Source organism: Streptomyces sp. NRRL S-31 (genome assembly GCF_000718775.1).
Taxonomy (GTDB): Bacteria; Actinomycetota; Actinomycetes; order Streptomycetales; family Streptomycetaceae; genus Streptomyces.
This window is the reverse complement of the sequence record NZ_JOCB01000023.1, coordinates 23,639-42,359: the sequence shown is the minus strand read 5'-3', so window position 1 is coordinate 42,359 and position 18,721 is coordinate 23,639. Positions and strand designations below refer to the sequence as shown.

Here is an 18,721-nt window from a genome sequence, read left to right as displayed (position 1 = left end):
GTGAGAACTACGGAGGAGTGTTTTCCCAGGCCAGCCCCTAAGTGGGCTGCGTTTCCGCAGGTCACAGCCCTGCCCAGGGAAAACTCCTAAAGCGGGTGTCGCAGGTTCGAATCCTGCCGGGGGCACAGAGAGAAGGGCCAGCTCAGGAGGGTTTTCCTCCCAGGCTGGCCCTTCGGCGTTTCAGGGGTCGTGCCACAGGCGTGCCACTACGGGCCTGTGGGTTCCTCCTCAGAGGCGCCCGAGGCCGCTCCCCCACCACCACGGATCATGGCGCCAAGCCGGTCGGCGATGGCCCGGTCACGGTCGCTGGTCATGTGCTGGTAGATCAGCGCGGCGCGCGAGCTGCTGTGACCCATGCGGGTCATCAGCTCGCGGGTGCTGGCCCCAGCCGTTGAGGCGAGCGTATTGCCGGTGTGCCGCAGATCATGGAAATGCAGTTCGGCCGACACGCCCGCAGCCTTCCGGGCCTTGACCCAGTCGTCCCGGAAGTTGCTCCGCCGCAGTTGCCCGCCCTGGGGGCCGACGAAGACGTGTCCGTCGCGGCCCGGGGCAGCGAAGTCCTCCAGGTGGCACGTCACGTCGCCGAGCAGTTCGGCCGGGAAGGAAACGGTGCGAAGCCCGGCCGCGGACTTCGGCGCCTTGTCGACGAGCCGGCCGTCCTGCAGCTCGGCCTGAGCGCGGCGCACAGTGACAGTCAGCGCCTCCAGGTCGATGTCCCGGCGCCGCAAGGCCGCCAGCTCCCCGAACCGTAGCGTGGTGAAGGCCGCCAGGAGGACAAGCAGCCGGTAGCGCGGCGCGATGGAGTCGGCCACGGCAAAGACCTCCGCCACCGTGAGGACTGGCCGTTCGGGCACGTCGTAACGGTCCGCGCCCTTGATGCGGCACGGGTTGCGCCGGATCAGCTCGTCATCCACGGCCGTGTTCATCAGGGCACGCAGCAGTTGGTATGCCTTGACGACGGACGGCTCACCAACGTCGGCCGCCAGGAGCTTGCCGCGCCAACTCCGTACGCGAGCGGTCGTCACGTCGGCCACCGTTCCGGCCCCGAAGGTGGGCAGGATATGCAGCCGCATCACCGACTCGTTCCGCTCGCGGGTGCGGTCAGCCAGCTTGCGGTCCCGCAGCCACGCGGTGGCGTACTCGGCGAAGTTCACCTGCCCGGCGTCCGGATCTGACCACTGCCCGCGCGCAATGTCCGACTCGATGTGCGTCAGGGCGACCTGAGCGTCGGTCTTGGTGGCATACGTCTTCCCAGCGGGACGCAGTTGCCCCGTCTCCGGGTCTCGGTAGCGGACCTGCCAACGGCCGGACGGAAGCTGTCGGACCGAACCGAAGTCCCGGCGCCTCCCTTTCTTGTTGGCCATCAGGCAGCCCTCCGCAAGGAGCTGCGGCGATGGCCGATCGCATGCACTGTGTTGGCGTCGATGAAGGCGTTCAGCGCACTCTCCGGGATGCGGACGTGACGGCCGATCTTGACGAACACGATGCGTCGCTCGGCGATCAGGCGACGCGGGAAGCGTTCCGTAGTGCCGAGGAGTTCGGCCACCTGCGCAACGGTCAGGTAGCGATCAGCCATGGGTGGGTTCTCCTTCCGTTCCGAGGGCGGGTTCGAGGGATGCGGCAAGCCAGGCTTCGGTGTCGGACAGGCCGGTGCCGGCGAAGACCCAGTGGGCGAGGACGTACGTCGTCTCGGTCTCCGGGCCGTTGGGTGCTGTCGCTTGTGCTCGGCGCCATTCGGCGCGGGCGTCACGGAGGACACCGAGGGTGGTGGAGTAGCGGCGGGACTTGGTGGAGAAGTGGCCGCGGAAGCCGAGCATGTGGGCCCAGGCGCGGAGGCGGAGGTGTTCGAGGTCCTTGCGCGCGCCGAGGGTCCAGGCGGTGCGGATGAGGCGGCGGGCGTGTTCGCTGATGTCGAGCTGGGCAAGTTCGGCGGCGAACTTGAGCGGGCGGTCGAGGGCGCCCGTGGCGGTCTCGGCGCCCTTGGTGGCGTACTTGGCGATGTACGCCGCTACGGCCCGCTCGGTCAGCTCCTGGCCGCCGTTGAACTCGGCGGAACGGATGGTGCGGACGTCGAGCTGGCGGCCGAAGGCGAAGGTGTGGCCGCGACCGTCGATGACCGGGCCGTCGACGCGGACCTTGGCGGCAGCGGCTTCGATGGCATCGGTAAGGAGTTCCGCTGTTGCCCAGGGCGGGGGCGTGGTGTCTCCGCCGCCGGGGCCGTCGAGGCGGATGACCGCGTGGAAGTGGACAGCACCGCGCTTTTGGTATTCGGCGACCTTGGCGAAAGACACGCGGGCGTGGTCGCGGAACCGGCGCTGTGACAGGCCCGCCCGCTTGGCCACCTCACGGCGCAGGTAGACGGAGAAGCGCCGCCAGAGCTGCCCTGCATGGGCGTTCCAGAGGACGGCCGCCTCGTAGTCGTAGGTGTCCGGGTCGAGCGGGGTGCCAAGGGCGTCGTCGTCCTGGTCGTGGTGGGTGCCGCAGCGGCAGGGGCGGCCGTCGGTGCGACGGTTGTGGACTGGGCCGAAGCCGGGGGCGGTGAAGGTGGCGAAGACGCGGGGGTGGGTGGTGACGAGTTCCGGGGTGCCCTTGCCGCCGCGCAGTCCGGCGGTGATCAGGTGGAAGGTGTCGCGGCGGTAGACCTCGGCGCAGGCGGGGCAGCGGGTGGTGCGGCGGTTGTTGCAGCGGACGAGGAGTTGGCCGGCCGGGAGGGCGGTCGAGTGGAGGTGGTGGAGGACGCGGCCGATCTCGCCAGTGATGGTGTCGATGTCGTACTCGGTGCGGTGGCCGTCGAGGCGGATCGGGTTGGTGCAGCCGCCGAGCCCGGAGAGCTGCCGGAGGATACCGGGCAGGGTGCCGTGTTCGGCCAGCCTTGCGAGTTCCGGGAGCGGGGGCGGGGTGGTGCGGGTGAGAATGGTGGTCTCCTTCTGGCTGGATCGGTCAGGAGGGATGGGCCCGGGGCGGCCGGATGCTTGGCCGTGTCGTGGCCGCCCCGGGTTCGGTCGGCTTGTCAGTGCCGGTGCTGGTCGCGGAGCAGGGAGCGCAGGACGACAGCGGCGACGGCCACGGAAATGGCCGTGATGGCGACGGCCGCCAGGAGCGCGGTGAGGACGACGCCACCGACGAGCACCGCCACGACCGTCGTCTGATCGACGGAGAGGGACGGGAGGCCGCGCCGGACGGGCGGCGGGTCGGTCGGGGCGTGGGTGTGAGCAGGCGGCGGGGTGGGGCTGTCCGGGTACTTGGGCAGGAACACGGCTGGTCTCTCCTTATCTACTCGTCTAGGCATGTGAGCCGTTTACGACGCCCACTCCGGAGCGCGTGCCGGACTCGATGGCGGGGGCAAGGAAGCTGTGCGAGAGCCAGAAGCCGAACAGGGCGATGAGGACGACGATCCAGGGGCGGACGCCGAGGAACTTGATCGCTCCCCAGGCGAAGAAGCCGAGGACGACGACGAGCGGCAGGCTGACGGTCACGGTGGTCCGGGTCCTTTCAGCGGACGGGGCAGCGGTGAGTGCGGGCGGCCAGTTCGGCGGCGGCACGGCTGTCGTAGTCGGCGGAGAAGCCGCAGCGCGGGGCGGTGCAGGCGGCGGTGTGCTTCTCGCGGCCCCGGTTGTCGTAGGCGGTGCCGACCTGGACGGGGCCGATGCGGGTGACGTTGCGGAAGTTGCGACTGGCGGACACGCGGTCTCCTCTCAGAGGTGGGCGGCGATGGCTTCGGCCATGGGGGCCGGGACGCCGAGGCGGGCGCGGAGGGTCGGGGTGTCGATGGGGGTGCCGGTACGGGCGTGGTGCTCGGCAGCGACCTTGCGGGCGTGGGCGACCAGGGCGGAGGGCACGGGCACGGGCGGGTGCGGCGGTGGCGCCTCGATGGCGGGTTGTGCGGGTGGTTCGGGTGTGGTTTCGGGCTCGTCCTCCTGGTCCTCGATGACATCCGGTTCGGGGTCCGGCCTGGGGTTGCTGTGAGCGAGGAGGGTTCCGCCGAGGAAGGCGACGGCGGGCCAGCCAGCGACGAGGATGCGCAGCCAGGCCGGGACATTGCCGAGGTCGAGGAGGCCGGCGGTGGCGACGTTGGCGCCAAGGGAGGCGGCGAGGGCGATGACGAACCAGCACCAGGCCGCCGCTTTGCCGTGACCGGAGCGCAGTCGGCGCCAGGCGGCGACGAGCAGCAGGTCGACGGAGACGGGGTAGGCCCACGCCTTCCATCCGTCCTGTCCGGCTGCCACGGCGACGTCGTGCAGGTGGGCGAAGGACAGCGCGGCGGCGATGAGCGCTTGGACGAGCACCGCGTCGACGCGGGCCAGGTGGGCGCGCATGATGCGGCTCCTTCCGGAGGCGGGCGGGGAAGGTCAGTCGGTTACCGGGTGGGGCAGGACGACCGGGGCCGCGCTCTCGACCGGACGCACAGGTACGTCGGGGCGGAAGGGCTTCAGCGCGGGGAGGTCGGGCACGAGGTTCGCCGCCCTTCGGCAGGTCTCGGCGGCATCGCCCAGGGAGAAGTACGGCGTGCGGATGCGGGACCAGCCGCCGGAGGTGTCGCCCGCCACGGCCAGGCCGGGCCGTTCGGGGGCGATGGAGCAGGCGGCCATGACTGCTTCGGGGGCGATGTCACCGAGGGCCATCTTGGCCGAGGCTTCGTCGTTGACGCGGTGGCAGACGCGGCCGGTGAGCTGGGCGCGGAGCATGGTGGCGCCCTTGCCGAGTTCGGCGCCGAAGCGCTGGCCACACACCTCCAGGTAGATACCGGCCGCGCGGCCCAGCTGGGCGAGGCGGATGAGCTGCGTGACCATCTCGTCGCGCCGTTCCTCGTCCTTCCTGGTGGCGATCATGAAGAGTTCGGCCACCTCGTCTACGAACAGCACTACGGGTACGGGGCGCTCGTGCTCGGGCAGGCCCCAGATGTCGGAGGTGATTTCCTCGTCCGGTGTGTCGGGGGCGATGCCCTGCCGGGCCTTGACCAGGTCGTATCGGTCCTCCATTTCCTTGACCAGTACGGGCAGCAGTTCGGCCGCCTGTTGCGGGTCGGTGGCGAGTGCGGAGAGCCGGGGTGCGAAGGGGGCCAGTTCGACGCCCCGCTTGCAGTCGATCCCGACCAGGGCGACCGGCTGAGGGGCGAGCCCGGCGATGAGGTGGCGAAGGTACATGGACTTGCCGGACAGGGTCGCGCCCAGGGTGAGCTGGTGGGGAATGGTGCGGTAGTCGCGTACGAACGGCATGGCGTCCTCCCGCAGTGCGACCGGCACCTTGAGGAAGCCGCCCGCGACCTTGCGCGGCATACGCACCCGCCGTAAGACGTCGTAGCCGACGAGCCGCAGTTCGACGACCCCCGGCTTGACCGGGGTGACGTACACGGCATGAACGCCCCACGCGTGCCGCAGCCGTTCGGCGGAGGCGGCGACGTCGGCGGGTTCCTGGCCTGGCACCAGGCGGAGGCGTATCCGCAACCCGGTCGTGGTGGGCCGGATGAGGCCCCGGCGCGGCGATACGGGCCGTACCTCGCGCTGTGTCATGGCCTTCACGGCGAGCACCCGCAGCCGTGAGGGAGCAACGGTCAGACCGCACGCCTCCATGACCGAGCCGTACGAGCTGAGCAGCCGGACCGTGGACACCGGCAGGCCGACCGTGGACCAGTACGCCGCCGGGTGCTTGGCCCGGGCGTAGGCGGCCCCGCCGCCGAGCGCGGCGACAGGACCACCCACTTCGAGAAGCGTCGTCAGGTCGGACATCAGGCAGCGGCCCCGGTCGCGGCCGGGAAGGCAGCCGGAGTGACAGCGGCAGCGCGGTAGGCGATGCCGTGGCGCTGCTGGCCGTTGAAGACGGACTCCCACGGCCGGGCGACGAGGCCCGGCAGCGAGACCGGCGCCCCGAGAGTCAGCCCCTCGGAGATGCCGCCTTCCGGAACGGTGACCTTGATGAGCGACGACTCGCCGTCCTCGATGTAGACGACGCCGATGGTCATCAGCGCCTCACCGCTGTTGGCGTCCTTGGCGATCTCGCCCGTCTGCCGGTCGCGGACCTTCGGCTCAGGAGCCTCGGTAAGGAGGATCGTCGCGGCCGAGGTCTCCACACGGATGGTGCGCAAGACACACTCCTATCTACTCGTCTATACAAGATGGGTGATGCGAACCCCTTGATCGGGATCACACACTCACCTTGCCACACCACTCGCCCACTCGTCTATACGAGTAAGCGTGTTGGGGTGTACGAGTTCGGGAGAACGTCTCCGCGCACCACCGCAAATCGTGACGATCAGGTCGCCGGAAGCTGGTACGACAGCACGTACGCGTCCGCCGCCATCACCGTGTCGCAGACCTCGACCGCCCGGCCCTCCGTGTCGAAGGCCGTCCGGATGAGATGGATGACCGGCACGCCGGCCGCCAGCCGAAGCGTCTTCACCTCGGTCGGGGAGGGCATCCGCGCACGGATCTCCTCCTCGAAGTGGTCGAGGTGGTGGCCCAGCTCTTCGAGGCGGGCGTAGATGCCACCGGGGCCCGGGTTGGGTTCCGCGATGGGGGTCCCGCGGGCGATGTCGAGCGGGAGGTAGGAGGTGGCGAACTCGACCGGCTTCCCGTCGAGCAGGTACCGGCGCCGACGCGCGAGAACCCGCCGCACGGACCCGAGCCGGGTGGAGATGTCCTGGCCGGCCTTCTCCTCCTTGACCTCCAGGCTGTCCACCTGGGGGTGGCTGCCGGCCGCGTCGGCTTCCACGATGAACGCAGACTTGCCCTGCTCCCGGTGCCGCCGGGCAAAGCGGTCCGAGGCCAGCCGTCGCACAGGCGGTCGTGGTCGCACGAAGACCCCCCTGCCGTGCTCGGCGTGCACCAGGCCCTCACCCTGAAGGATGGAAAAGGCGTTGCGGACCGTCATCCGGGAGACGCCGAAGTGCTCGACAAGGTCGGCTTCGGAGGGCAGCTTCTCACCCTCGCGGAATCGCCCACGGTCGATGGCCTCGCGCAGCTGGTCAGCGATCTGCCGGAAGACCGCACGATCGCTCGTGGGGTCGAGATCACCGAGCAGGCCCGAAGGGAGAGGGCTCACGAGTACTCCTTTAGGTATCTAGACGAGTGGGCGAGTGGTGTTGCTACGGTGGAGAGCCTAGCCAGCCGAGAGGGCCGAGGAACGTGAGCACTGAACGCCCGCACTCCGTGAGCGTCGCCGGGGTCGTCGTGGACGACCAAGGCCGGGCCCTCCTGATCCAGCGCCGGGACAACGGCCACTGGGAGCCGCCGGGCGGTGTCCTCGAAAAGGAGGAGACCATCCCGGAAGCCCTCCAGCGCGAAGTCCTCGAAGAGACCGGCATCAAGATCGCATTTCCGGCGACCCTGACCGGCGTCTACAAGAACATGAAGGGCTTGATCGTCTCGCTGGTCTTCCGCTGCGAGGCCGCCGACGGTGCGCCCACCACCGGTGACGAGACCCGCGCACTGCGCTGGGCCACTCGTGAAGAGGTCACCGAGCTTGCCGACGAGGCGTACGCGATCCGCGTCCTGGACGCACTCGACGCGACGACCCCGCCGGCCATCCGCGCCCACGACGGCGTGAAACTCGTCTAGCCCGAACCCGCTGCACATGGCGGCCTACCAGCATGAAGGAACTTGTATGCACGAGTATACGAGTACAGCCCGGGTCTGGGGGCTGAGTTGCCCAGGATTCCCGGAAGAAGTGAGCCGAGCCCGGCGCTGGACCCGTGACATCCTGCGCGGATCACCTTTGGCGGACGACGCCGCCCTCATCGTGAGCGAGCTGAGCACCAACGCGATCCGCCACACGGCGAGTGGCTTGGACTCCGGCATCTTCCACCTGGCCGTCGCGGTCTCAGCCCAGGTCGTCGCGGTCTCGGTCACGGACGACGGCGGTACGGGCACGGCCCCGAAGATCGAGCACCAGGACCAGGACGCGGAGCACGGCCGGGGTCTGGGCATGGTCAGCCTCATCGCTCACCGAGTGATCGTCCACAGCAGCGACCAGGGCTACACGGTCACCGCGGAGCTGTACGCGGACGCTCGACTGGGAGGACGCTCGTGCTGAAACGAGGCTTCTGGTGTGAGTGCTGGACCGAGGACCTGGCCGAGCAGCAGCGGCCGGCACTGCTGGCATCGTTCGACGCCTACTCGGCACCGCAGGCGGACCGTTGGGTATCGGTCGCGCTCCGGACGATCTCCCCGGCCCTGGACGCAGACGCTTCGGACGAAGCGTGGGAGTGGCTGTACGAGGGCCGCATCGAGACCCGACGAGCCCTGTTACGGGCGGAACCGTGCACGGTGTCAGTGACCCACGCCGACACCCGGATCACATGGACGATCCGACCAGCGCTCTTCCTTCCTCTCGCTCACCGCCAGGGCACCGAACTTCCCGCATGCGCGCACGAGTTCAAGCCCCGATCGACAGAGTGAGTTACAACTTTCTCTACTGGTTCAAGGCGGCTCGCTCCGCTCACCGCGCGCGGCCCGGCCCCCGGCCGGGCCTGCGCTCCTGTCTCCGCCCCGCTCCAGCCCGGCCGGCGCCCGTGCCACGCGCACGACGATCAGCCGCCTGACGTCGGTGAAGGGCTACGTCATAGCTGGGGTGGTCGGCTTTGTCAAATATCCTCCCGAGTCACCCGCAGCGTCTTCATCATGCGGGCGACATCTTGCATTTCTTCAATCAGACTCACTCCCGAGCCGGATTCCTCCACCCGGTTCGCACGGTATTCCCTAACGTCATAATCCGAGTCGAGGTCTGGCATCTTATTTACGCCTTCACGGTAGCCAGGAAAAGTCTCTTCGGGGTTTTCGAGACTGCCAGCATAGGCCAAGACTCTCTCCATAACGGAATGGTCAATCATCGAACCAGGCCCCTCTTCCGCCCAAGCCTCAATCGCGTCTTCGGCATACCATATCGCCACGTCCTCAAGGTTCTGCATATCAGAGTCTGGAACGAAGTCCGATATACTTTCGAGGAAAATCCTGGCTGCTTCAATCAACTCCCAGGTCGAAAGATCAGCCGTCGCCCACTCAACTGCGAATTCAACGACATCCGCAACGATTCCCCTCAGTGACTCCCTCTTCGACTCCTGCAAGGAGTGAATTATGTCGACAATATCCTGCGCATCATAAGCGTTGAGGACGGCGTCACCCTCGATAAGCACCCCGTAGGCGCACGCTTGGATCGGCTCCGAGTTTAGAGTTTCCCCAAGCGCTAGGTAGACCTTGGCGCGATGTGCGAGATCGAAGCTCGGATTTACGCCGTCGCTACGAAGGCCTGGAGAATTGAATGCCTTCACTGCTACACACTCAAGGGCATTCAAGTTGCGTACGCAGAACTTCCGAACCTCCTCTCGCTCATTGACCATGACCAAGAGCGTCTCGACTTGTTCGAAATGAGAGAAACACTTGATTAGCTCTAGGAGGCTCGCCTGATCGTCTAGGAGATATTCCCGCATGAAGTCACGAACCGACGGGTTATGGAATGCCAGGAAGATCCTATCGGACTTTAGATAAGTCCCGAGCATCGTACCTTCGAGTGTACTGATAGCCTTTCGGAGATCTCGCGCATTCCGATTCAGAGAAGCCCACAGATCTTGTATGTCACCTAGATAGACACCGCCAATAAACGAGTAAATCAGGCTCAGAAGATATACATCGGATTCCTCCAGCTGATTATTAACTATATGAGACCATACGCTCCGAGGATTACTGAGGTTCGTCACGATTCGATTGCCAAGATCTTCATCCGCTGAAGGGAACAAGGCGGCTTCCGAGATCGTGACCGCCACCACCCGGGGGTTAAAATTAGGATGCTGAATTATGGGTCGATAAACCCGAGGATTCGCAAATCTTGCCTTAACCTCACCACTGAGGTCGGACGCATATACGTGATTGTAAAGGATGGACCCTCTGGCGCGGTAGGTATAGTCCTCCATGTCGACCACGCACGTCTGCAATTCGAAACGATGCCTATCCAACTTTTCATATCGTTGTCGCGCTTGAGCAAGAATGTATTCGCGCGTAGTAAGGACGAACCTCTTGTTGCGCGCTTGCTCAACCCTTTCCATGAAGGCAAGCAGACGACTATCTTCATTTTTCCCGAGCTTCTCCGCCAAGGAGGACTGCCCCAGGAAGTCATCGTAGTAGAAAATCTGCGCGATGTTATCGTCCCATAGCGTGTTGGCCTCCTCAAGGTCCGCTGATATCTCAACCAGTTCGAACCCCTCACTCACGTACACTGCACAAATAACTTGAGCCAGTGTCGTCTTCCCGATGCCAGGGATTCCTGCAATAACGCACGAATGCCGACTATCTAGAAGGTCTAGAGCTCTCCCGTAACTCTCATTTGGGGCGTACGTGCGAAGCGTGGAATCCAGCGCATCGGCAAGCTGCTGAGAGCGCGTCACAATGCTCTTAGAAAGCAGGGAACTAAGGACCGCTGTGCTAGTTAGCCAGAGCCGAAGATGACGTCTGACGATATGTTCATGCTTACGCAAGAGTGCGTTTATCTCGTCGACTCCAAGGATGTCGCTTGGCGTTTTGACATATGGAGCCAGTAGATCGTACAGCTTATCTTTGGAATTCTTGGTGAGATCAACGGAAGTAGCGAGGATATACCTATCCGGCTTCAACCTTTGAACTTTGGCAAGCTCAACATTCCTGACGTATTCGATCAATTTAGCCCGCGATGAGCGCGCCCAGTGCTTGCATTGAACTATAAGCTCGGATTTACCTGCATGGAAGTAGCGAAGATCGACTCCTGCGTCAGCGCCTGGGGAAAATAGCTCTAGCCTCAGGCCGTACTCGGCCTCAAATATATCCTTACAAACAGCCTCAAAATCAAAATCGGTCAGTCTGGCAAGATCGAAGCTGTCCATGTCCCCTCCTGGTAGCGATACTTCTCATTATGATGCGCTTGCGGCTCCCGCCGGGACACTTCGCCGAAACGACTCAGTCCCGCTGTGTCGTTCAAGGCAAGAGCGCCTGCCAAGTCCGCTGCGTAGCCTTTGAAGGACGCTCCCACAGAGGGCACAGGTCACGGTTCGGCCGGCGCGGCGTGCTCTAGTCGACGGCGTGGCAGCGTGGCTTAGGTCGGTGGGGGTGCAGCGAGGCACACACGCGCCTGGTCGATCGGCGCGCCCACCATCGTCGTTGACTTTCGTCGGCTGAGGTTCGTGCCACTACCGTGCCAGATGCAGAGGTCAGCCACGGTCAACAGGGGTGTCTCACGGTCGAGTTCTGGGCAGCCTGGCCAGGTATCAAAGCCCCTGGTCAGCGACCCCGCGCCCCCTCCGCTCTCCTAAAGCGGGTGTCGCAGGTTCGAATCCTGCCGGGGGCACCAGTTCAGAGGGCCTTCACCTCCCAACGTTGGGAGGTGAAGGCCCTCTGGCATCTACAGCTGACATCAACGAAGTCGGTCACCGACGACCAGGACGCCTCCTGAGCAGCCGGTCCATGTGGCTCATGGCCTCGCGCTGCGCGTCACGGACGACGTGGGTGTACACGTCCATCGTGATGCTGATCTGAGAGTGCCCGAGGACCTCCATCACGACGCGGGGTGCGACCCTGGCCGCCGTGAGGAGGGTGGCCGTGCCGTGCCGTGCCGGGCGTCGTGGAGTCGGATGACGCGGAGGCCGGCGGACTGGGAGACGCGGGTGAAGGAGCGATAGAGGTTGCGCGGCTCGACGGGCCGACCAGCGACGTGAGCGAGGAAGCCGTGGAGCGGCGGCACGACATCGGGATGCTGCTGCTCGCCCAGGGCCGGACCGCCGAGGCGCGGCAGGCCCTCGAACCACTCCACCAGGACATGTGCATGGTTTTCGGCCCGGATGACGAGATGACCGTCGAGATCGCCCGAGGCGCTCTCCCCCTTCCCAGTGGAGATCGACCTCGGCCAGACCTGACCACGCGCTGCTTGGCAGTCGGCGGCGCATCTCACTCCTAAAGCGGGTGTCGCAGGTTCGAATCCTGCCGGGGGCACAGAGAGAAGGGCCCCGCCCGACGACGCTACGCCGCCGCGCTGTCCTGATTACTGCTGGCCGGCATGCGCAGGGTGTGGTCGCCGAAGTCCGCGACCAGGTCCAGCCTCCCGCCGAGCGCCTCCACATAGCGTGCGATGACGTCCAGGGTGGCCCCTTCGCCGTGTTCGATCTGGGAGACCCGGGCGACGCTGACCCCCATCCGGGCCGCCACCTCCCGCTGGGCCAAACCCAACTGCTTGCGCGCCTCGGCGAGCTGATGGCCGCGCGCCTCGGCGAGAAGCCGGCGAGACCCTGCCTCGACCTCGGCGGGTTCCACGCCGGCCGCGTACAGCTCCTGCTCCAGGGTCTCCCAGTCCTGCGCAGCCTTCTTGGGCATGGCTACTCCCTCATTCCTCGTCGTCGGCGTAGTCGTGGTAGAGCTGCTCGGCCAGCGGAATGTTGTCGCGGTACCAGCGCTCCCAGTTCCCGGCCTTGTCACCGCCCAGGAGCAGCAGGGCCGAGCGAGTCGGATCGAAGGCGAAGATGATCCGCATTTCGGAGCGCCCACCCGATCCCGGCCTCAGCTCCTTCAGATGATGCAGTTCCGAGCCCTTTAACCGGTCCACGAGGGGGCGCCCCAGAGTCGGTCCTGCCTCACGCAGAGCGGCCACAGCCTGCGCGACCTGGGAGGCCGAGCCCAGATCCTCCTTGATCAGGAGTCTGAACCACTCCGCGTACTCATCGGTGACCTTGATCGTCCAGCTCAAGACGACTCCCTTCGACACCAACACCGACCTTAAGGTTTTCCTTAAGCGACGGCAAGCGCCGATCGCGTGCCTCTCCAGACGGAGCCCGTAGGGTTCTGCCCATGGTGACTGCGACCGTCCGCGAGTGGAGCGACGAGGAAGGGTGGCGTGCTCGGGCGCGGGGCCGGTGAGGCGGGCGCGCAGGGTGGCCGCGAACTCCTCGGCCCGTGCCGGCTGGGTGCGCAGGTCCGCCGCGCGTTCGGCGGCGGCCCGTTCGTGGCCGCGCACCCGGTCCGGACATGTCGCCCGCTCGTCGGCGCCCAGGTCCTCGCCGGAGTCGAGGCGATCGGTGCGGCGGATGGCCATCGGGCGGAAGCCACCCTGCGACCAGGCGGAAGAGACGACGAGTCCGGCCTCCTCGTGGTGCCGGATGGCGCTCAGGGAGAGTTCGGTCCGCGCGGCGACCTCGCCGATCTGCATGTGTGTGCCGTCCACGCCGCTGGTCCGGTTCGACCTCACGCTGAGCGGCGGGCTCACCGCGAGCCACTGAGCCGGGCGGGCGCACGCCCGAGCAGCGGGCCGTCTCCGGCCCGGCGCACGTCCCCGCAGCGGGCCGTCTGCGGCCCCCGCTGTCCGGACGCGTCCTACGTCCCCCGCTCGTGTTCGCGGACGTACGTGTAGCCGTGGGGCAGCTCGTGGGGGCCGGCCAGCCCGGCTCGCCGGTGGTCGTCGCGGTACGCCGCCCGGGCCTCCGGGCCGGCCTCCTTGCCCAGGTGGCCTATCCGCATCAGGTGTCCCGCCACCCGGTGGGCGCTCGGGGCGCCCGGGGCGTGGGCGGACGCGGTCGCGGGTTCCTCGGGTTCCGCCTCCTGGACCGTGGGGGTGTGGCAGAGCAGTTCGACGCGGGTCTCCCATGTCAGGAGCCCGCGTGCCAGCAGGCGTCGTATCGCGTCCTCGATCCGCGGGGGCGATGCCTCGCCGGCTCCCGCGCGATCCGCGAGAGACGCGCGTTCGGCGGTGCCGCGGACCAGGGCCGGCCACGGGAGCAGGGCGCGGCCGTCCTCGTCGAGGTAGCCCAGCTCCCGCAGGGTGATCAGGAGGAGCCCCTCCGCGCTATCCGCCCGTATGTCGGCGGCGGCCAGGTCCCGGTCGGCCAGTTCGGGCGGGACGGGGCAGGTGCCGCGCAGGATGTGCTCGGCACGCAGGTGGACCTTCCACGAGATCGCCTGGTCGGTGCGCAGGAGCGAGAAGGGCGCTCCCAGGTGTCCGTCCTCGACGGTGACCCGGGCGGGGTCGGGCGTGCCGGTGCCGGTGGGGCCCTGCGGCGGGTGCGGCCGCTCCGCGCGGGGGTGCCGCCGTGTGGTCTCCGGGCCGGGCGGTGTCCCGTCGGTGTTCATGACGGCCGGGCCGCCGGGTGTCCCGCGGTGCCGGGGTCCCGCGGCACGGGGGCGGTGGCCCGGGCGGCCGACGTGGCGACGACGGCGTCGATGTCCGCCGAGTGGGCGGCCCACAGGGCCTGGACGAGGTCGGCGGCGCGGGTGGCGTAGACGTCCACGGGGTCGGCGGCCGGGTCGGTGTCGTCGAGGGACAGGGGCAAGTGGTCCCAGTCGACTCCCCAGTTGCCCCAGGGCTGGTCGTGGCGGGGCCGCGCGAGCAGTGGCCGCCGCGGGACCGGTGCGGCGATCCATACGCCGTAGTACGGCATGTTCCGCGGGAGCCAGTGGTCGTCGTCGGGGTGGTCGTGGCGGCGTACGGCGACGCCGATGCCGGCCGTGGGCTCTCCGCGCTCGTCCAGCCAGCGCCGTCGGCTCAGCAGCACCACGCGGTCCCGGCGGGGGTGCCGCCGGCCCCGCACCGTTTCCGTGCGGATGGTGACCCGGAGGTCGTCGGTGGCGCAGCGCTCCCCCAGTATCCGGGCCGTGCGTTCGGGCAGTTCCCCGAGGACGGTCCAGGCCGCGGCCCGGGCCTCGGCGTAGGCGCGGTCGTCGCCGTGCCGCAGCCAGAAGCGTGCCGCGGCGCGGGCCGTGGCGTTGGTACGCGTCAGCGTGCCGAGGGTCTCCAGGTAGTCGGCGGCGGTACGGCGGCCCACGGTCCCGGCGGCGCCGGCCGGCTCGGGAGCCGTGGCGAGAGCGGCCCGCAGGTCGAGGGCGACGTCCCGCAGGCGCATCGACAGGAAGGCGGGCTCTTCGGCGTCCGTGCCGTCGAGGGTGAGGAAGACGAGGATCGGGGCGGGGTGCAGGCGGCGGAAGTGGCCCGCCAGGTCCCGGGTCTGGTCGGTGCCCTCCGCGGCGTCGACCTTCAGCTCGATGACGACCGGGGTGCCGCCGGCCCGGACGACGATGTCCGCGCGCCGGTCCTGGTGGTCCTCATGGCCCTCCAGGACCAGTTCCCTCTCCACGCGGACGTGTTCCGCGCCCAGCCCGTCCGTGAGTTCGCCGTGGCCCAGCCGGCGCAGGAACGCCGTGAGCATCCGCAGGCCGAGTCCGTGCGAGGCCGTGGGATCGAGCAGCCAGCCCAGCATGCGGCTGTGCGGGATCTCCCGCCGCTGTGTCCCGAGGACCTGCATGGCGGTGCCGGCGGGCGGGTTCCACAGCTCCGCCGCCCTCAGCCGGGCGACCTCCGCGTCCGCTGCCGACCAGTCGACGTCCACGGTCCCTCCCCTTCCCCCTCGCCTCGGCGCCACCGCGGCCACCGAAGCCACCGCAGCGACGGAGCCGTGGGAGCCACGGGTCCGGCGCCGTGACGCGGGCCGTATCGCCCTGAGGATAGGGGCAGTCGGCGCGGTCCGCCGGGGAGTGGGCGGAAGACCGGCACGGAGGTCAGGAGGGGGAGGGCCGGGACGAGGGCCGAGGGGACGGGGAACGGTCCGCCAGGGCCAGCGTGAGCGTCACGCAGACCGAGCCCGCCGCCATCGCGGTCATCGCCGTGGCGGGCGACGTCAGCTGGGCCAGCGTGCCCGCCGCCGTGGCGCTCAGGCCCTGGAGGGTCAGCATGCCCGCCGAGTGCAGCCCCAGCGCCTGGCCGGCCATGGTGTCCAGGGTCAGGCGCATCAGCCGCTCCTGCTGGATCAGGCTCGCCCCGAAGCCGACGGAGGCCACGGTCACGCAGACCGCCGCCGACGGCACCCCCGGGCGGACGCAGAAGACCAGGTACGGCGTCGCCAGCAGGAGCAGCAGCGGGGTCGCCAGGCGGGCGCGTACGGCGGCGGGGAGCAGGCGCCCGACGGTCACGTCCCCGGCGAGCATGCCGAGCGCCCCGCAGGCGAACAGCGTGCCGGCGGCGTGCGGGGCGTACGACACGTACAGCGACTCGCAGCCGACGACCATGCCGTTGGGCAGCCACAGCCCCAGGTAGGTCAGCCGGCGCGGACGGGAGGACCACAGCTCGGCGTTGGTGCGCCAGGTCGCCGATGCCGAGGGGCGGCCGGTGGCGCGGGGCGGGCGCTCGGACAGGCCCAGGCGCAGGACCAGCGCGGCCACCAGGTACAGGGCCGCCGCGAGGAGCAGGCCGAGGCGCGGGGAGAGGGTGGCCAGCAGGGCGCCGCCGGTGGCGAATCCCGCGATCTGCGTCAGCCCGCTCATCATGTTGAACAGCGAACGCCCGGGCAGATAGCCGTCCTTGGCGAGGATCTCGTTCAGCAGGCCCCAGCGGACCCCGCCGCCGAGCGAGGCGACCAGACCCAGCAGCAGGACGACGGTGAAGAGCGCGCCGGTCGGCATTCCGGGCAGCGCCTGCGCCGCCGTACCGGCCGCGAAGGCCACCGCGATCGCGGACAGGGTGGTGCGCGGGGGCAGCCGGTCGGCACCGGACAGCAGGAAGGTGGCGCCGAGCACCTGGGCGAGCGACGGGCCGAACATGCTCACCGCCGAGAGCAGCGGGGAGCCGGTCGCCCGGTACACGAGCGTGCCGAGGGCGAGGCCGCCGACGGTCTGCGCGGCGGTCTGCGCGGCCGAGGCGAGGAAGAGCGGGGTGAACTCCGGGGTGCGGAAGAGGGTCCGGTAACTGGGCATGTCGCGGAGTCTCGGGCGGTCTCCGGCGGGCCCGTTATTGTTTCGCCGTCGCGCGAAAGACCTTACGGGGGGCGGCCTTACGGGGAAGGGTGAGCGGGGAAGGCCGGCGGGCGAGGCGAGCGGGGGAGGCGTCGTGGGGTGGTGGCAGCTGAACGCGGACACGCTGGCCCGCAGCCGGTTCGTCATCTCGCCGCTCGCCGAGACCCTCGCCTGTCTGAAGCTGCTGCACACGGGGAGCGCGGCGCACCCGGGTGAACGCGAGTGGCTGCGGGCCCATCTGCCGGCCTACCGGGCGTGGATGGCGGCCGAGCCGGTGACGGAACGGCTGGTACGGGCCGGGCTCGGCCGGGAGTGGAACGCCGACTTCCTGACCCCGGCCCCGCGCGACGGGGAGCCGTTCGCGGTCGAGGTCGTCCGGGTCCGCTCGGTGGCGCCCGACGCGGCCCGGGCCCACTTGCGCGTCTCCCTGGCGGGGCCGCTGCCCGCCGCGCTGGACCGGGACGATCTGCCCGAGCGGGCGGCCGGGCTGCTGGAGCGGGTGTGGGAGGAGACCGTACGGCCGTCCTGGGAGCGGCGCCGGCAGGTGCTGGAGGCGGATGTGGGCGCGCGGACGGCGCGGGTGAGCCGGGGCGGCTGGGCGAGTGTGCTGGACTCGCTGCGGCCGGGCGGCACCCGATGGCTCGGGGAGAACCGGTTCCAGGTGAACCTGCACGAGTATCCGCCGCGCGAGATCTCCGGTGCGGAGCTGGTGTTCGTGCCGGTGACCCCGCAGCGGATGGGCTGGGTCGCCTGGGAGGAGCGGCGGCGGTACGCGGTGGTCTACCCCTGCTCCGGAGTGCTCGCCGGGGCGGGTGACCGGGCCGTGCCCGCCGGTCTGGGCGCGCTGCTCGGGTCCGGCCGGGCCGCGGTGCTGGTGCTCCTGGGCTCCCCGTTGAGCACCACCCAGCTGACCGCCGTGACGGGGCAGGGGCTCGGCTCGGTGGGGCGCCACCTGAAGGTGCTGCGGGAGGCGGGGCTGGTACGGCGACGGCGGGCCGGGCGCAGCGTGCTGTACGAGCGGACGGCGGCCGGTGACGTGCTGGTGGAGGCCGGTGCGGACGGCGGCCGGTGACGGGCCGGTCGAGGCGGGCCGGAGGGGCGTGGCCCGGCGGGGCTAGCATCCGGGCATGACGACTACTGACAACGGCTCCCCGCTCGGCGTCCGGATCGGGGCCCTCCAGGGCGGCTCCGCGGATCTGGCGGGGCTCGCGGGCAAGGCCGTGCTCATCGTGAACGTGGCCTCCCGGTGCGGTCTGACGCCGCAGTACGCGGGGCTGGAGAAGCTCCAGGAGCGGTACGCCGGGCAGGGCTTCACCGTGCTGGGCGTGCCCTGCAACCAGTTCCTCGGGCAGGAGCCCGGCACCGCCGAGGAGATCGCGCTGTTCTGCTCCGCCACGTACGGCGTGTCCTTCCCGCTGACCGAGAAGGTCGAGGTGAACGGGGAGGGCCGGCATCCGCTGTACGAGCGGCTGGTCGGTTTCGCGGACGCCGAGGGCCACAGCGGGGACATCCGCTGGAACTTCGAGAAGTTCCTGATCGGCCGGGACGGGAACGTCGTGGCGCGGTTCTCCCCGCAGACCGAGCCGGAGGCGGCGGAGGTCGTCGCCGCGATCGAGGCCCAGCTCGGCTGAGCACCGGACGTGGACGAGCCCTCTCGGCAAGGACGGCGACCGGACGAGAGGGCTCTCCTGGTGGTGCTGTGCGGTTGTGCGGGCAGGGTCAGGGAGCGATGCTCACGCCCTGACGGAGGCCACGAAGGCGTTCCACGCGTCGGCCGGGAAGGCCAGGATCGGCCCCTCGGGGGTCTTGGAGTCGCGGACGGCGAGTGCGGCGGCGGTGGGCGACTTGACCTCGACGCAGGCGCCGTTGCCCGCGGAATAGGAGGACTTCATCCACGTCTCCGACGCGCCCTGAATCAGTGCCATGTCCACTCCTGTTGCGAGTTGCATTAGTGCGGTTCACGCCAACCATGTCGTCTGATTGGCGTGATCGACGCTACC

General features: G+C 68.9%; 22 protein-coding genes, 1 tRNA gene and 2 pseudogenes. 6 read left to right on the top strand and 19 right to left on the bottom strand.

The window, feature by feature from the left end; genetic code table 11:
* Nucleotides 1-206: 206 nt before the first annotated feature.
* The 10 genes from IF37_RS0111950 to IF37_RS0111905 all read right to left on the bottom strand — a co-directional run bounded on the left by IF37_RS0111950 (nt 207) and on the right by IF37_RS0111905 (nt 7,038).
* Nucleotides 207-1,364: a site-specific integrase gene (locus IF37_RS0111950; protein WP_030740400.1), complete on the bottom strand. Its 1,158-nt coding sequence runs from the start codon at nt 1,362-1,364 to the stop codon at nt 207-209.
* On the bottom strand, nt 1,364-1,576 hold the full coding sequence (locus tag IF37_RS0111945) for an excisionase family DNA-binding protein (protein WP_030740397.1): 213 nt from the start codon (nt 1,574-1,576) through the stop codon (nt 1,364-1,366). Before IF37_RS0111945 ends, IF37_RS0111950 begins: the two co-directional genes overlap by 1 nt.
* Nucleotides 1,569-2,870, bottom strand: coding sequence for a replication initiator (locus tag IF37_RS0111940; protein ID WP_030740393.1), 1,302 nt, complete (start codon nt 2,868-2,870; stop codon nt 1,569-1,571). The genes IF37_RS0111945 and IF37_RS0111940 overlap by 8 nt, the downstream gene beginning before the upstream one ends.
* A 140-nt stretch (nt 2,871-3,010) precedes the next feature.
* Nucleotides 3,011-3,256, bottom strand: a complete 246-nt coding sequence (locus IF37_RS0111935; protein ID WP_030740389.1) for a hypothetical protein — start codon at nt 3,254-3,256, stop codon at nt 3,011-3,013.
* Nucleotides 3,257-3,281: 25 nt separating this feature from the next.
* On the bottom strand, nt 3,282-3,476 hold the full coding sequence (locus IF37_RS0111930; protein WP_030740386.1) for a hypothetical protein: 195 nt from the start codon (nt 3,474-3,476) through the stop codon (nt 3,282-3,284).
* Between the two features lie 16 nt (nt 3,477-3,492).
* A complete protein-coding gene (locus IF37_RS0111925; protein WP_030740382.1) occupies nt 3,493-3,684 on the bottom strand; it encodes a mobile element transfer protein in 192 nt (63 codons plus the stop codon).
* A gap of 11 nt (nt 3,685-3,695) precedes the next feature.
* Nucleotides 3,696-4,316, bottom strand: coding sequence for a DUF2637 domain-containing protein (locus IF37_RS0111920; protein ID WP_030740379.1), 621 nt, complete (start codon nt 4,314-4,316; stop codon nt 3,696-3,698).
* A gap of 33 nt (nt 4,317-4,349) precedes the next feature.
* Entirely contained in the window at nt 4,350-5,726 is a 1,377-nt protein-coding gene (locus tag IF37_RS0111915) for an FtsK/SpoIIIE domain-containing protein (protein WP_030740376.1), read from the bottom strand.
* Complete coding sequence (locus IF37_RS0111910) at nt 5,726-6,082, bottom strand: hypothetical protein (protein WP_030740373.1); 357 nt, start codon at nt 6,080-6,082, stop codon at nt 5,726-5,728. The genes IF37_RS0111915 and IF37_RS0111910 overlap by 1 nt, the downstream gene beginning before the upstream one ends.
* 167 nt (nt 6,083-6,249) lie before the next feature.
* Complete coding sequence (locus IF37_RS0111905; RefSeq protein ID WP_030740370.1) at nt 6,250-7,038, bottom strand: GntR family transcriptional regulator; 789 nt, start codon at nt 7,036-7,038, stop codon at nt 6,250-6,252.
* 107 nt (nt 7,039-7,145) lie between these two features.
* Here IF37_RS0111905 and IF37_RS0111900 point away from each other — a divergent pair, with 107 nt between their 5' ends.
* The 3 genes from IF37_RS0111900 to IF37_RS0111890 are packed head-to-tail and all read left to right on the top strand — an operon-like array spanning nt 7,146 to nt 8,393.
* Nucleotides 7,146-7,553: an NUDIX hydrolase gene (locus tag IF37_RS0111900; protein ID WP_030740367.1), complete on the top strand. Its 408-nt coding sequence runs from the start codon at nt 7,146-7,148 to the stop codon at nt 7,551-7,553.
* 46 nt (nt 7,554-7,599) lie between these two features.
* Complete coding sequence (locus IF37_RS0111895; protein WP_030740364.1) at nt 7,600-8,028, top strand: ATP-binding protein; 429 nt, start codon at nt 7,600-7,602, stop codon at nt 8,026-8,028.
* On the top strand, nt 8,022-8,393 hold the full coding sequence (locus tag IF37_RS0111890; protein ID WP_030740360.1) for a hypothetical protein: 372 nt from the start codon (nt 8,022-8,024) through the stop codon (nt 8,391-8,393). Before IF37_RS0111895 ends, IF37_RS0111890 begins: the two co-directional genes overlap by 7 nt.
* A gap of 185 nt (nt 8,394-8,578) precedes the next feature.
* On the opposite strand, the gene IF37_RS41930 is transcribed toward IF37_RS0111890, so the two are convergent.
* Entirely contained in the window at nt 8,579-10,843 is a 2,265-nt protein-coding gene (locus tag IF37_RS41930; protein ID WP_079165689.1) for a restriction endonuclease, read from the bottom strand.
* A gap of 386 nt (nt 10,844-11,229) precedes the next feature.
* Here IF37_RS41930 and IF37_RS44455 point away from each other — a divergent pair.
* Nucleotides 11,230-11,307: transfer RNA gene (locus IF37_RS44455), tRNA-Arg, on the top strand.
* 76 nt (nt 11,308-11,383) lie between these two features.
* Here IF37_RS44455 and IF37_RS45695 read toward each other — a convergent pair.
* From IF37_RS45695 to IF37_RS0111850, 7 genes and pseudogenes are all read right to left on the bottom strand, one after another.
* Nucleotides 11,384-11,661, bottom strand: a pseudogene (locus tag IF37_RS45695) (tyrosine-type recombinase/integrase); the annotation flags it as partial.
* Nucleotides 11,662-11,972: 311 nt separating this feature from the next.
* Nucleotides 11,973-12,323 carry a helix-turn-helix domain-containing protein gene (locus tag IF37_RS0111870; protein WP_030740354.1) on the bottom strand — a complete coding sequence of 117 codons (351 nt, stop codon included), beginning with the start codon at nt 12,321-12,323 and terminating at the stop codon, nt 11,973-11,975.
* Between the two features lie 10 nt (nt 12,324-12,333).
* The gene (locus tag IF37_RS0111865; RefSeq protein ID WP_253915743.1) at nt 12,334-12,681 is read right to left on the bottom strand and encodes a type II toxin-antitoxin system RelE/ParE family toxin; all 348 of its coding nucleotides are present in this window, start codon (nt 12,679-12,681) and stop codon (nt 12,334-12,336) included.
* A gap of 180 nt (nt 12,682-12,861) precedes the next feature.
* A pseudogene (locus IF37_RS44850) lies at nt 12,862-13,167 on the bottom strand (MerR family transcriptional regulator); the annotation flags it as partial.
* 149 nt (nt 13,168-13,316) lie between these two features.
* Nucleotides 13,317-14,069 (bottom strand): hypothetical protein, encoded by a 753-nt coding sequence (locus tag IF37_RS46350; protein WP_030740348.1) that lies wholly within the window; start codon nt 14,067-14,069, stop codon nt 13,317-13,319.
* The gene (locus tag IF37_RS0111855; protein ID WP_030740346.1) at nt 14,066-15,322 is read right to left on the bottom strand and encodes a PD-(D/E)XK nuclease family protein; all 1,257 of its coding nucleotides are present in this window, start codon (nt 15,320-15,322) and stop codon (nt 14,066-14,068) included. The genes IF37_RS46350 and IF37_RS0111855 overlap by 4 nt, the downstream gene beginning before the upstream one ends.
* 169 nt (nt 15,323-15,491) lie before the next feature.
* A complete protein-coding gene (locus IF37_RS0111850) occupies nt 15,492-16,682 on the bottom strand; it encodes a hypothetical protein (RefSeq protein ID WP_030740344.1) in 1,191 nt (396 codons plus the stop codon).
* 133 nt (nt 16,683-16,815) lie between these two features.
* Between IF37_RS0111850 and IF37_RS0111845 the strand changes: the two genes are divergently transcribed.
* Complete coding sequence (locus tag IF37_RS0111845) at nt 16,816-17,793, top strand: helix-turn-helix transcriptional regulator (protein ID WP_030740342.1); 978 nt, start codon at nt 16,816-16,818, stop codon at nt 17,791-17,793.
* A gap of 55 nt (nt 17,794-17,848) precedes the next feature.
* Nucleotides 17,849-18,352: a glutathione peroxidase gene (locus IF37_RS0111840; protein ID WP_030740340.1), complete on the top strand. Its 504-nt coding sequence runs from the start codon at nt 17,849-17,851 to the stop codon at nt 18,350-18,352.
* Between the two features lie 102 nt (nt 18,353-18,454).
* Here the strand turns inward: IF37_RS0111840 and IF37_RS0111835 are convergent, their stop codons facing one another.
* On the bottom strand, nt 18,455-18,646 hold the full coding sequence (locus IF37_RS0111835) for a DUF397 domain-containing protein (RefSeq protein ID WP_030740337.1): 192 nt from the start codon (nt 18,644-18,646) through the stop codon (nt 18,455-18,457).
* Nucleotides 18,647-18,721: the final 75 nt, after the last annotated feature.